Annotated in this window: 9 protein-coding genes; 2 read left to right on the top strand and 7 right to left on the bottom strand. The window is 63.4% G+C overall.

Annotated features, from left to right (window positions below):
* Positions 1-31: 31 nt before the first annotated feature.
* The 3 genes from ACOYR4_RS08735 to ACOYR4_RS08725 are packed head-to-tail and all read right to left on the bottom strand — an operon-like array spanning position 32 to position 2,832.
* Positions 32-1,123, bottom strand: a complete 1,092-nt coding sequence (locus ACOYR4_RS08735; protein WP_422849265.1) for a glycosyltransferase family 4 protein — start codon at positions 1,121-1,123, stop codon at positions 32-34.
* On the bottom strand, positions 1,120-1,989 hold the full coding sequence (locus tag ACOYR4_RS08730) for a UDP-2,3-diacylglucosamine diphosphatase (RefSeq protein WP_422849264.1): 870 nt from the start codon (positions 1,987-1,989) through the stop codon (positions 1,120-1,122). Before ACOYR4_RS08730 ends, ACOYR4_RS08735 begins: the two co-directional genes overlap by 4 nt.
* 3 nt (positions 1,990-1,992) lie before the next feature.
* Positions 1,993-2,832 carry a GNAT family N-acetyltransferase gene (locus ACOYR4_RS08725; protein ID WP_209820393.1) on the bottom strand — a complete coding sequence of 280 codons (840 nt, stop codon included), beginning with the start codon at positions 2,830-2,832 and terminating at the stop codon, positions 1,993-1,995.
* A gap of 200 nt (positions 2,833-3,032) precedes the next feature.
* Here ACOYR4_RS08725 and ACOYR4_RS08720 point away from each other — a divergent pair, with 200 nt between their 5' ends.
* Together ACOYR4_RS08720 and ACOYR4_RS08715 are read left to right on the top strand one after the other, a co-directional pair.
* Positions 3,033-5,984, top strand: a complete 2,952-nt coding sequence (locus tag ACOYR4_RS08720) for a bifunctional diguanylate cyclase/phosphodiesterase (protein ID WP_422849263.1) — start codon at positions 3,033-3,035, stop codon at positions 5,982-5,984.
* Positions 5,985-6,183: 199 nt separating this feature from the next.
* Entirely contained in the window at positions 6,184-8,415 is a 2,232-nt protein-coding gene (locus tag ACOYR4_RS08715; protein ID WP_291445730.1) for a sensor domain-containing protein, read from the top strand.
* 62 nt (positions 8,416-8,477) lie between these two features.
* Here the strand turns inward: ACOYR4_RS08715 and glmM are convergent, their stop codons facing one another.
* From glmM to ACOYR4_RS08695, 4 genes are all read right to left on the bottom strand, one after another.
* Positions 8,478-9,812 (bottom strand): phosphoglucosamine mutase, encoded by a 1,335-nt coding sequence (gene glmM / locus ACOYR4_RS08710; RefSeq protein WP_422849262.1) that lies wholly within the window; start codon positions 9,810-9,812, stop codon positions 8,478-8,480.
* A 90-nt stretch (positions 9,813-9,902) separates the two neighbouring features.
* On the bottom strand, positions 9,903-10,733 hold the full coding sequence (gene folP / locus ACOYR4_RS08705) for a dihydropteroate synthase (protein WP_422849261.1): 831 nt from the start codon (positions 10,731-10,733) through the stop codon (positions 9,903-9,905).
* A gap of 125 nt (positions 10,734-10,858) precedes the next feature.
* On the bottom strand, positions 10,859-12,778 hold the full coding sequence (gene ftsH / locus ACOYR4_RS08700; protein ID WP_015013574.1) for an ATP-dependent zinc metalloprotease FtsH: 1,920 nt from the start codon (positions 12,776-12,778) through the stop codon (positions 10,859-10,861).
* Between the two features lie 180 nt (positions 12,779-12,958).
* Positions 12,959-13,615: an RlmE family RNA methyltransferase gene (locus ACOYR4_RS08695; RefSeq protein WP_422849260.1), complete on the bottom strand. Its 657-nt coding sequence runs from the start codon at positions 13,613-13,615 to the stop codon at positions 12,959-12,961.
* Positions 13,616-13,682: the final 67 nt, after the last annotated feature.

Genomic DNA, 13,682 nt, shown 5'->3' with positions numbered 1-13,682 from the left:
GGGTGCAGCAATTGCGGAATCGCTGCAGTATTTAACGCCCAGATGACAACTGCGTGACAGACTTTGTGACAGACACAGGAGCTCCCTGTGAGCTGGAGCGGGCAGGCACCAAATACTGTTGAAACAGCCGGGCTGCATGTGCCCAAGTGAATTCCAGTGCCCGGGTTCGTGCCTCGGACCTCGGTATAGACAACGCTTGCTGCGTGGCCGCCAAAAGGCTGTCATGCAAAACGCCGCCCAGGGGCGCCCCACCCTCCCCAGCCCCCAACACTTCCCGCGGCCCATCTTCAGGAAATGCCGCCACCGGCGTGCCGCAAGCCATGGCCTCCAGCATGACCAGCCCAAAGGTTTCGGAGCGGCTTGGAAACACAAAGACATCGGCCGAGGCGTAGACCTGTGCCAGCGAATCCCGGTCCAGGATGCCAAGCCACCGCACTTGCGGGTACTTGGCTTTCAGCCGTGCTTCGAGCGGCCCCACACCACACACGACCTTGGTGCCTGGCATGTCCAACTGCAAAAAGGCGTCAATGTTCTTTTCATACGAGATACGGCCCACATACAGCGCCACCGGATGGGCCAGGACGCCCGTGAGCGGGCTCTGGCAGACCTCGCCATGGAATCGGAACACCTGGGTATCCACACCATGTGTCCACAAACGCAGGTGGCGAAAGCCCCGCTGCTGCAGCATCTGCAAGACCCCCTGTGTGGGCACCATCACCCCGGACGAGGGACGATGAAAATGCCTGAAAAGCGCATACCCCCAACGCAGCGGGATGCGCAGGGCAGCCTGCAGGATCTCAGGAAAGCGCGTGTGAAAGGCGGTGGTGAAAGCCAGGCCACGCTTGAGGCAATAGCTACGCCCCGCCCACCCCAGAGGCCCCTCGGTCGCCAGATGAATGGCATCTGGCTGCAAGGCATCCAGCTTATGGGCAAGCACCTTGTAGGGCCGCACAGCCAGGTCAATGCCCGCGTAACCGGGACACGGGCGGGTTGCAAACTGTCCGGGGTGGAGCACGTGAACATCATGCCCGGCATCTTCAAGCTCGCGAACCAACTCCACCAGCGTGGTCACCACGCCATTGACCTGGGGCAGCCATGCATCGGTCAGCAACGCGATCCTCATGCGGGCACCTGTTCGGTCTGGTGGGAGACATGGGTCGCAGGAGTGGCGGGCCAGTACAACAGCTCCAGCCGGCCATCCAGGTGTTCGACCAGCGCCGTGTGGCTCTCCACCCAGTCGCCATCGTTGCAATACAAGGTCCCGTTGATCTCGCGCATCTCCGCGCGGTGGATATGTCCGCAAACCACCCCGTCGTGCCCACGGCGGCGGGCCTCTGCAGCCACTGCCACCTCGAAGTCGGTGACATAGTTGAGCGCTTTTTTCACTTTGCCCTTCAGGTAAGCAGACAGCGACCAGTACGGCAGCCCCATGCGGGCTCGCCAGGTGTTCAGATGGCGGTTGAGCTTGAGCGTGAATTCATACAGGTTGTCGCCCACGTAGGCCAGCCATTTGGCGCACTGGATCACACCGTCAAAGTGATCGCCGTGGGTGACCCAGAGGCTGCGCCCATCGGCAGTGGTGTGCACCGCATCGGACACTACCTCAATGCCCCCAAAGGAATGCCCCACAAACGCCCTGGCAAATTCGTCGTGGTTGCCAGGAACAAACACCACGCGGCACCCCTTGCGCGCGCGGCGCAGCAACTTTTGCACCACGTCGTTGTGGGCCTGTGGCCAAAACCAGCGGCGGCGCAACTGCCATCCGTCCACGATGTCCCCCACCAGGTACAGATGGTCGCTGGGATGGTGTTTCAGAAAATCCAGCAGCGCGTCAGCCTGGCACCCCGGCGTGCCAAGGTGCAAGTCCGAAATGAACACCGCACGAAACCGCCGCTGACCCGCGAGTGCTGCAGGTGCGTCAGGCTCGGCATCCTGAGCCACCGGAGACTCGTTCAACCAAGGGCCCAGAGCGTCGAACGCGGCACGCACCGGTCAAGCCCCCAGAAAATGCTTGCGGTAGCGGGGATGTAGGTCGGCCAGCCGCATCAGCATGGGCAGGTCGGCGGTATTGAAGTCCGGATCCCAGGCCGGCGCGCCCAGCACACGGGCGCCCAGTCGCAGATAGCCTTTGATCAGGGCCGGCGGGTCCACGGCAATCGAGCCGTCCAGATGCTCCACGGGCAGCGGCAAGCGCGGCAGCACGTGGTATTCGATGGGCGCCAGATGGGTCTTGCGCACTTGCTGCCAGATGCTGGCGGCCGCATCGCCACTGACCACGCCGTTGTGAAGCATGGGAATGCTGGCACAGCCGATCATCGTGTCGAGTTCGTTGCGCACCATAAAGTCTGCCAGCGCGCTCCACAGCGCCATGATCACGCCGCCGTGGCGGTGATCGGGGTGCACACAGCTACGGCCCAGTTCCACCATCCGGGGGCGCAAGGTGCGCAGGCGCGTCAAGTCAAATTCGGTATCGCTGTAGGTTCCGCCCACCCGCTTGGCCTGCGCAGGCGTCAGCACCCGGTAAGTCCCAATGACTTGCAGGCTCTGGGCGTCGCGCACCAGAAGGTGCTCGCAGTAGTCGTCGAAGAGGTCCACGTCGTGGCCAGGAACGGGGGTCGTCAATCGAGCGCCCATCTCTGCCGCAAACACCTCAAAGCGCAGGCGCTGCGCCTCGCGGACTTCATCCAGATGCCTGGCCCAGGTCACCTCAATGGCGCCACGCGCCGGGGCAACCTGCGCCGCGCCCGGGACAACGGCAGGGCGTTGAACAATGCCGGTGCCGGCCGCCTCAGGCGATGTGGACAACTGCATCAGAGTGGGCAGGTCGTTCATGGACAACGTCTCCTTCGGTTAAAACGGGCTCAGCTGGCATCTCCAACCGAGGCGGGAATCCGCTTCCCTGGCCGGGAGTGTGAAAGCCGCGCGTGACATGCCCGTGTCCACCGCATGTCAGCGTCGTGACATGTTTTTCCCTCGCCCTTGGGGCCCTCCCGCCCACCGAGGGCCTGCATAATGGATTGAGGAACTTCGTCGTGTCTTCAGCCGCCCCGCCCTCCACCCGCAGCCCTCTTGCCGCCTTTGCCGCTGTTTTTTTGCTGGCAGCGGCCTGCGCTGGAGCACTGGTCTGGACCTTGGAGCGGCAGGAACGCGCGCAGCAGCGCACCCAGGCGGCAGATGTGGCGGGCGACCATGTACAGGCCCTGCAGCGCGCCATCGAGTTGGCCTTGTCGGCCAACAACACCCTGGTGGCCCTGGTGCGGCAGGGCCATGGCAACGTTCCCCAGTTCGAAGAAATCGGCATGCAGATGCTGCCGTTCTACCCGGGCATCGCGGCCATGGGCCTGTCCCCGGGAGGGGTGGTGCAGCAAGTCGTTCCCCGTGCGGGCAACGAAAATTCAATTGGTTTTGACCAGCTCAACGACCCCCGCCAAGGGGTGGAAGCCGCCCGCGCCCGCGAGTCCGGTCTGCTGACGCTGGCAGGGCCCATGGAGTTGGTGCAGGGAGGCCTGGGCGTTGTGGGGCGCCAACCGGTGTATCTGGAGGATGACTTGGGGCGCCGCAACTTCTGGGGATTCACGTACGTCACCATCCGCCTTCCAGAGGTGCTGGCGACTGCGCGCCTGCCACAGCTCACCGAGCGAGGCTTCCACTATCGACTGTGGCGTGTTCGCCCGGACAACCATCAAGAGCAGACTATCGCGGCGTCTGCCCCCCCGCCGGCCGACGACGCTGTGGGTCGCTCACTCACCCTGCCCAATGGCCAGTGGACGCTCAGTCTGTCCCCTGCCCAAGGATGGGGGGCGCCCGGCGTGCTCGCCCTGCGCTGCGCCTTGGGTTTACTGTTTGCATTGCTGATGGGCTATCTCGCACGCTTGCTGGTCGAACTAAAGGCGCATGAACGCGGTCTCGCGACGCAAGTGGCACAGCGCACGTCCGAGATCCAGGCCACACAGCAACAGTTGCGTGCCACCATCGACGCGATTCCCGATCCGCTATTTGAAATCGATCAAGACGGCCGCTATTGCAGCGTACACAGCCCGCGCGCCGAGTTGCTCATGGGCCCTGCGGATCAATTGATCGGCCGCAATGTCACAGACGTGCTGCCCGCGCTGGCTGCGCTGACCGTGATGGACGTGCTCAACGAAGCACAGTCCCAGGGGTGGTCCACAGGGCGCCAGATCATGTTGGACCTGCCCGGCCTGGGGCCCACCTGGTTCGAGCTTTCTGCAGCCCGCAAGGCAGGATCCGCAGGAGGAAAACCCCGATTCATTGTGCTGTCCCGCGACATCTCCGAACGCAAGCGGTCCCAGGAACAGTTGCAGCTGACAGCCCAGGTGTTTGACCAGAGCGGCGAGGCCATCGTGATTGCCGATGCAGCCCAAACCATCGTGCGCATCAACCGGGCATTCAGCCGCATCACCGGCTACTCCGAAGCAGAGGCGGTGGGGCAGTCCATGCGCCTGCTGACGGTGGCAGAGTCCACCCGGGACTTCGATGCCGACCTGGTGTACACCCACCTCTCCAAGGACGGACACTGGGAAGGTGAAGCCTGGGGTCGGCGCAAGGACGGGTCCACCTACCCCCAGTGGTTGTCCGTCAGCCGTGTGCGCGACGGCAACGGCAGCACCACCCACTCCATCACGCTGTTCCGCGACATCACGCTCCAGCGCGAGGCGCAGGACCGTATCCAGCGGCTCGCGCATTTCGACCCCCTCACCGATCTGCCCAATCGTGCGCGCCTGGCGGAGCGCGCCCAGCGCCACATTGAACAAGAGAAAGCGCGGGGCGGTACGCTGGCCATGCTGTTCCTGGACCTGGACCATTTCAAGAACGTCAACGACTCGCTGGGACATCGCATCGGCGACATCCTGCTGGTGGCCGTGGCGCGGCGGCTGGAGTCGCTGCTGGGCACGCAGGACACTGTGTCGCGCCTGGGGGGCGATGAGTTTCTGCTGCTGTTACCCGCCGCCTCCGCGATGCAGGCGGCTGACTTAGCACAGCGCCTGCTGATTGCGGTGGCCCAGCCTTTTCAGGTCGAGCCTTACGAACTCACCACCACCCTGTCCGTGGGCATTGCCATGTATCCGGCGGACGGAGACTCGTTCGACACCCTGTACCAGCGTGCCGATGCCGCCATGTACCGCGCCAAGCAAAGCGGGCGCAACCGCTTTGGCTTTTTCACTGCCGATCTGGAGGCGCGCACCGCCCGGGCCTTGCAGATCGAAAACGCGCTGCGCCGCGCGTTGGAACGCAACCAGTTCGAGTTGCACTACCAACCCCAGGTGTCACTCGCCACGCGTCAGGTCGTCGGGGCCGAAGCACTGCTGCGCTGGAAGCATCCCGAACTGGGCATGGTGTCTCCGGCGGAGTTCATCCCCGTCGCAGAGAGCAGCGGCATGATCGTGGCGATAGGCGAGTGGGTGCTGAACACCGCCGTGCACGACGCCAAGCGCTGGCTGGACCTGCAGTTGCCCCTGCGGGCGGTGTCGGTCAACCTGTCGGCGGTGCAGTTCCGCCACCCCCAGTTGCCCGAGATGGTGACGCGCTGCCTGCAACAAGCCGGACTGCCTGCGCGCCGGCTGGAGCTGGAGCTGACCGAGGGGGCTGCGGTAGACGACCCCGCGGCTGCACTGGCCATGATGGACCAATTGCATGACCGGGGTGTTCGGCTGTCGATGGATGACTTTGGCACCGGATATTCGTCGTTGAGCTATCTCAAACGCTTTCAGATCTACAAGCTCAAGATCGACCAGTCGTTTGTGCGCGACCTCGACGATGACGCCAACGACCGGGCCATCGTCAGCGCCATCATCCGCATGGCGCAGGCCTTGGGCATGCAGACGACTGCCGAAGGGGTGGAGACGGATGGCCAGCTGGAGTTTCTGCGCGCGCAGGGCTGCGATGAGGGGCAGGGTTACCTGTTCAGTCGCCCCCTGGCGGCCGATGCGTTTGAGGCCTACCTGCGGGAACACCTGGGACGCTAGGAACCTGTCCAAAGAAACCGGGTGACGTGTCTCAGCCCCTTCTCGGGCCAGGCCTCCAGACAACTGCGCCGGCGCCAGCCGTACGGCAGAACCTGCAACGCAGTACCTGAGGCATACCCTCAAACGGCTTGTAAGCTGCCACTGCTACACTTTGGCACAATTTTTGAGGCCGTCTGGCCCTGCCGCCTGTACTGGTCTTATGTATTCGCTGTTCAGCACTCCGCCCTCGCAGCGCGCAGGAGTGCCTACCGACACCCCACTGCAACGCACTCTGCGTGAACAACAGATCCTGCTGGATAGCGCGGGCGTGGGCATCGTGTTTCTTCGCCAGCGCAGTGTGGTGCGCTGCAACCAGCGGTATGCCGAAATTTTTGGCTACGCGAGCCCAGCCCACCTGGTAGGGCTCAACACAGAAGCCTTCTACCCAGACCGGGATGCCTTCCGAGACCTTGGGCGCACTGCCTATCCTGCGCTGGCCCGGGGGCAATCCTTCCGGATTGAACGCCAGCTCCGTCGCCAGGACGGCACGCTGTTCTGGGGCAGCCTGACGGGGCGCCTGATCAATCCGCACGACACCGGCGAAGGCTCGATCTGGATCGTGGACGACATCGACGAGCAAAAGCGTGCCCAGGCCGCGCTGAATGCCGCTGTGCGTGAAAAACAGTTGCTGTTTGACAGCGCAATGGTGGGCATCGTGTTTTTGCGCGACCGGCACTTGACCCGCTGCAACCACCACTTTGAGCAGATGCTAGGCTTTGAGCCGGGCGAACTCATGGGCTGTTCGTCCCGCCGCTGGTATGCCAGCGATGCCGCGTGGCAAGAAGTGGGGGACCGCTGCTACCCCACGCTGGTGGCGGGGCAGTCGTACGAGGGCGAAGTGGAGCTGTGCCGCAACGACGGCACCCCGGTCATCTGTGAAGTCCGCAGCAAATGCATCGATCCGGCGGACCCAGCCCAGGGCACCATCTGGATCACCATGGACATCACCGACCGCAAACGCGCACAGGCGATGCTGGCCCAGGCCCATGAGGAGCTTGAGCGACAGGTGCAAGACCGCACGCGCGAGCTGCGCGAAACCGTGGCCAACCTGCACCGTGAAATCAATGACCGCAAGGCCGACCAGGAGCGCATTTACTGGCTGGCCCACTACGATGCACTCACGGGACTGCCCAACCGGGCCCTGCTGGCAGAACGCGCGCAGCAGGCCATTCGGCTGGCGCAGGACAACCAGACACCCCTGGCCGTCATCTTCCTGGACCTGGATCACTTCAAACATGTGAACGACTCTCTAGGCCACCGGGTGGGCGATGTACTGCTGGTCGAAATTGCAAAAAGGCTGCGCGCCGTGGTGCGCGACAAGGACACGGTCTCTCGCCTGGGCGGTGACGAGTTCATCCTGCTTCTGCCCGGAGCAGATGCGCGGGGCGCAGCCCGGGTCGCCAGCAAGTTGCAGGAGGCGTCGCGCCAGCCGTACCAGATCGATCACCACGAGCTCACAATGGCCCCGTCCATGGGCATTGCGCTGTTTCCGCAAGACGGACACGACTTCGACACGCTGACCCAGTCGGCCGATGTGGCCATGTACCGCGCCAAGCTGGATGGGCGCAATACCTTCCGCTTCTTCACCCCCGAGATGCAGGCCCAGTCGGTGCGCGCCTTGCAGCTCGAAAACGCATTGCGCCGCGCCCTGGAACGAGAGCAGTTCCACCTGCACTACCAGCCGCAGATGAACCTGGCCACGGGAACCGTGCGCAGTGTGGAAGCCCTGCTGCGGTGGCAACACCCCCAGCTTGGTCCCATCTCTCCTGGAGAGTTCATCCCGATTGCTGAAGACAGCGGGCAGATTCTGCAGATTGGCGAGTGGGTGCTGCGCACGGCGCTGGCCCAGCTCAAGGCATGGCGCAGCTGCGGGTTTCCCGAACTCACGATGGCTGTGAACCTGTCGGCGATCCAGTTTCGCCAGCCACAGCTGCCTGAACTGGTGAGCCGCGTGCTCGTGGAGTTTGACCTCCCCCCCGATTCGCTGGAACTGGAGCTGACGGAAGGTGTGGCCGTGGACGATCCCCACGCGGCCGTGGCGACCATGGACCAGCTGCATGCACGGGGCGTACGGATGTCGATGGATGACTTTGGCACAGGCTACTCGTCACTCAGCCAGCTCAAGCGGTTCCAGATCTTCAAGCTGAAGATCGATCAATCCTTTGTGCGCGACCTGGGCAACGACAGCAACGACCGCGCCATCGTCAGCGCCATCATCCGCATGGCGCAGGCGCTGGGGATGCGCACCACCGCCGAGGGCGTGGAAACCGAAAGCCAGCTGGCCTTTCTGCACGAACAGGGTTGCGACGAGGCGCAGGGCTACCACTTCAGCACACCACTGCCCGCAGAGCAGCTGGAGCGCTTCATGCGGCAGCACACCGCCGCGCACTGAGCCGGCTCAAGACCACTCGGGGTGCGGCGGACGCTGCCGCGCTCCGCCGAAAGACCAGATACTTAGCCCGCACGAGCGGCATCTGCCAGCCGCTGCGCACAGGAGCTGGCCACTTGCGCGTCGCGCGCCTCCACCATCACACGCAGCAGAGGCTCGGTACCACTGGCGCGGATCAAGACGCGACCCGAGGAGCCCAGTTGCTGCTCGACCGCCTGCGTGGTCTCAGCCAGCAGGCGGTTGGCCTTCCAGTCCTGCCCGGGGGCCAAGCGAACGTTGAGCAACACCTGCGGATAGAGCGTGATGTCTGCCAGCAACTGCGCCAGCGTGCGGCCGCTGCGCACACAGGCCTGCAGCACCTGCAGCGCACTCACCAAACCGTCGCCGGTGGTGTGTCGGTCCAGTGCCAGCAGATGGCCGGAGCCTTCCCCGCCCAACACCCAGTGGTGGCGCGCCAGTTCTTCCAGCACGTACCGGTCACCGACCTTGGCGCGCACAAATTTCACACCCTTGGCCTGCAATGCCACCTCCACCGCCATGTTGGTCATCAGCGTGCCCACCACACCCGGCACATGCTCGTCACGGCCCATGCGGTCTGCGGCCATCAGGTACAGCAGCTCGTCGCCGTTGTACAGCCGCCCTGTGGCGTCCACGATCTGCAGCCGGTCTGCGTCGCCATCCAGCGCGATGCCATAGTCGGCACGGTTCGCGCGCACGGCGCGGATCAGAGCGTCGGGGTGCGTGGCGCCCACTTCGTGGTTGATGTTGAGGCCGTCGGGCGCGCAGCCAATCGACAGCACTTCTGCACCCAGCTCGTGGAAGACCTTGGGCGCCACTTGGTAAGCGGCACCGTGGGCAGCATCCACCACGATCTTCAGGCCCTTGAGCGTCAGGTCCTGGGGAAACGTGCTTTTGCAGAACTCGATGTAGCGCCCGGCGGCATCATCCAGGCGTCGCGCCTTGCCCAGGCTGGCAGAGTCCACCCAGACCGGTGGTTCGGCTAGCGCGGCCTCCACCGCCAGCTCCCAGGCGTCCGACAGCTTGGTGCCTTGCGCACTGAAGAACTTGATGCCGTTGTCGGGATAGGCGTTGTGGCTGGCGCTGATGACCACACCCAGACTGGCGCGCTGGGCACGGGTCAGATACGCCACGCCAGGCGTAGGCAACGGCCCCAGCAGCACCACATCCACCCCAGCCGAGTTGAAGCCAGACTCCAGCGCGCTTTCAAGCATGTAGCCCGAGATGCGCGTGTCCTTGCCAATGAGCACCGTAGGGCGCTCTTCCGTACGGCGCAACACGCGGCCCACCGCGTGGGCCAGGCGCAACACGAAGTCCGGCGTGATGGGGGGCTGTCCGACAGTGCCACGGATGCCGTCGGTTCCAAAGTATTGGCGTGTCATGTTCTGGCGTCTCCTCGTACGGATCTCTGTATGTTGTTCTCACAGGCGAGGACTTGGCGCCCCACAACCTGCTCTCAAATCACTGGCCCCTCAGCCAGATCGCTGCATCGCAGACCACACGGCCAGTGCCGCCACCGTCTCGCGCACATCGTGCACACGCACCACCGAAGCGCCCCGCTCGACCGCCAGCACGGCGGCGGCCACGCTGGGCACCATGCGCTGATCCACCTCCAGCCCGGTCACCGCGCCCAGCGACGACTTGCGTGACCACCCTGCCAGCAGCGGATAGCCAGCAGCCAGCAATTCAGAATGCCGCGCCAGCAAGGCAAAGTTTTGTTCCACCGTTTTGCCGAAGCCAATGCCCGCATCCAGCAGGATACGAGTCTTTTCGACCCCAAGCGCTAGTAGATTTTGCGCCTGCAGCTTCAAAAATGATAGCACCTGGGGCACCACATCCCCGTCCATGGGCGCCTGCTGCATGGTCTGCGGGTCGCGGTGCATGTGCATCAGGCACACGCCGCACAGCGGGTGCGCAGCCACCGCCGCCGCAGCGCCTGGCTGCCGCAAGGCCCAAATGTCGTTGACGATGTCGGCCCCCAGGTCCAGCACCGCGCGCATGACCTCGGGCTTGTAGGTGTCCACCGAGATCGGGACACCCAGGGTGACCGCCTCACGCACCAGAGGCACCACACGAGACAACTCCTCGTCCAAGGGCACAGCGGGGCTGCCCGGCCGGGTGGACTCGCCACCGATGTCCAGGATGTCGGCCCCCTCCTTCAGCAGCTGCTCGCAATGCCGCAGCGCAGCAGCCGTGGAGTCGTGCCGCCCCCCGTCGGAGAAAGAGTCGGGCGTCACATTGACGATACCCATGATCTGGGGACGGGCCAGATCAATGGCGAAGCGAGAGGTTTGCCAGATCATGTGTCGATCGAACCCATGCAGATTTGCAAAAGAGAGGCCAAGCCAACAAATTCGCAGTGAAAAAATGGAACGCCACAAAAAACGGGGCACAAGGCCCCGTCTGAACGACTGTACCGAGAGCCTGGTCAGGCTGCTGTCGGCGCGGTGTCCGTAGCTACTGCAGGAGTACCGCCGCTGGAGTTGTCGCCACCCGAGGGCGGAGTGCGCGGTGTCCAGTCCTTGGGAGGACGGGGCTCCTTGCCGGCCATGATGTCATCCAGTTGCTCGGTATCGATGGTTTCCCATTCGAGCAAGGCCTTGGCCATGGCGTGCATCTTGTCGCTGTTCTCTTCAATCAGACGACGTGCCAGGTTGTACTGGTCATCGATGATGCGGCGCACCTCCATGTCCACCTTTTCCATGGTCTGCTCACTCATGGTGGTGGTCTTGGTGACCGAGCGGCCCAAGAACACTTCGCCTTCGTTCTCGGCATAGACCATGGGGCCCAATGCATCCGTCATGCCGTAGCGGGTGACCATGTCACGGGCGATGTGCGTGGCGCGCTCAAAGTCATTGCTGGCGCCAGTGGTCATCTGGTTCATGAACACTTCTTCAGCGATACGGCCACCGAACAGCATGCTGATCTGGTTGAGCATGTATTCGCGGTCGTAGCTGTAGCGGTCCTGCGCAGGCAGGCTCATCGTCACGCCCAAGGCACGGCCACGGGGGATGATGGTGACCTTGTGCACCGGGTCGCACTTGGGCAGCAGCTTGCCGATCAGGGCGTGGCCAGCTTCGTGGTAGGCCGTGTTGCGGCGCTCTTCCTCGGGCATGACCATGCTCTTGCGCTCGGGGCCCATGAGGATCTTGTCCTTGGCCTTCTCAAAGTCCTGCATCTCGACGGTGCGCGCATTGCGGCGCGCAGCCATCAGGGCAGCTTCGTTGCACAGGTTAGCCAGGTCGGCGCCGCTCATGCCGGGCGTGCCACGGGCGATGATCGCAGGGGCTACGTCCTGGCCGATCGGGATCTTGCGCATGTGCACATTCAGGATCTGCTCGCGGCCGCGGATGTCGGGCAGCGTCACATACACCTGGCGGTCAAAACGACCAGGGCGCAGCAGGGCTGCGTCCAGGATGTCGGGACGGTTGGTGGCAGCCACCACGATCACACCCAGATTGGTCTCAAAGCCGTCCATCTCAACCAGCATCTGGTTCAGGGTCTGCTCGCGCTCATCATTGCCGCCGCCCAGTCCAGCACCGCGCTGGCGGCCCACGGCGTCGATTTCATCGATGAAGATGATGCAGGGGGCGTTCTTCTTGGCGTTGTCGAACATGTCGCGCACGCGGGCCGCACCCACGCCAACGAACATTTCCACAAAATCCGAGCCCGAGATGCTGAAGAACGGCACCTTGGCTTCGCCCGCAATGGACTTGGCCAGCAAAGTCTTACCAGTACCGGGAGGGCCGACCAGCAGCAGGCCACGGGGAATACGGCCACCCAGCTTCTGGAACTTCTGCGGGTCCTTCAGGAAGTCCACGACTTCCTTGACTTCTTCCTTGGCCTCGTCACAGCCGGCCACGTCCGCGAACGTGACCTGGTTGTTGTTCTCGTCCAGCATGCGCGCCTTGCTCTTGCCGAAGCTGAAGGCGCCGCCCTTGCCGCCGCCCTGCATCTGGCGCATGAAGTACACCCATACGCCAATCAGCAGCAGCATGGGGCCCCAGCTGACCAGAAGGGTCATGAGCAGGGAACCTTCCTCACGGGGCTTCACGTCGAACTTGACGTTATGGTTCAGCAGGTCGCCCACCAGACCACGGTCCAGCACCGAGGCATTCGTGCGGATCTTGCGGTCATCGGTCGTGACCGCCACAATCTCGCCGCCGCTCAGCCCTTCGGGGATGGTGGCGCTTTTGATGCGGTTGTTGCGGACTTCGTCCAGAAACTCGGAATACCCGACGTGGCCCGCACTGGCGCCGCTGCGGGTGTCAAACTGTTTGAACACCGTGAACAGCACCATGGCGATGACCAGCCATACGGCAATTTTTGAAAACCACTGATTGTTCAAGCGGGGCTCCAGTTGCGGGGAACAGAAAACGGACACACTGCCGTCATGGCACGCATGTGCGGCCCATTTTAGGTCTTTCAAGCCACGGGGCCAGCCCTATTCCCCCTCACGCCCATGGAATCAGCGCGGGCTTTGGCGCCAAAATTCACGGATTCTTGACCTGAGGCAAGCCTAAACAGGCTACTTTTTAAGCCCCATCCCCACCAGGAACGTTTCGGAGGACTTGTCGCGCGAAGCCTTGGGTTTCAGGGGCTTGACGACCTTGAAAGTCTGCTTGAACAAGGTGACCAGATCACTGTATCCACTGCCATGGAACAGCTTGACCACCAGGGCGCCCTCCGGTTTCAAATGGTTGCAAGCGAAATCCACAGCCAACTCCACCAGGTGCGCAATCCGCGCTGCATCGGCAGACTCGATGCCCGACAGGTTGGGCGCCATGTCCGACACCACCACATCCACCACCCGGCCGTCGAGCGCCTGCTCCAGGCGCTCCAACACTTCGGGCTCCCGAAAATCGCCGTTCAGGTAGGTGACACCTTCAATCGGCTCCATGGGCAAGATGTCCAACGCAATGATCGCCCCGTTGAGCTGCCCAGCTGCAGCACCCGAGGGTGACATGCGCCGGCGCAGATACTGGCTCCATGCCCCCGGGGTAGAGCCCAGATCGACGACCGTATATCCCGGCTTGATAAGGCCCAGTTGCTCGTCAATCTCCTTGAGCTTGTAGGCGGCACGGGCGCGGTAACCCTCCTTCTGTGCCAATTTGACATAGGTGTCGTTCACGTGGTCGTTGAGCCACGCCTTGTTCACCTTTTTGCTCTGGGTTTTGACTTTCATATGGCGGTATTGTCTCTCGACAATCACTGCAGTGGCTGACCTGCCCCCCAGCGCTGCGCATGTCAGC

This window comes from Acidovorax sp. M14 (assembly GCF_049331375.1).
Taxonomy (GTDB): domain Bacteria; phylum Pseudomonadota; class Gammaproteobacteria; order Burkholderiales; family Burkholderiaceae_C; genus Acidovorax.
This window is presented reverse-complemented; position numbering and strand designations above follow the sequence as displayed.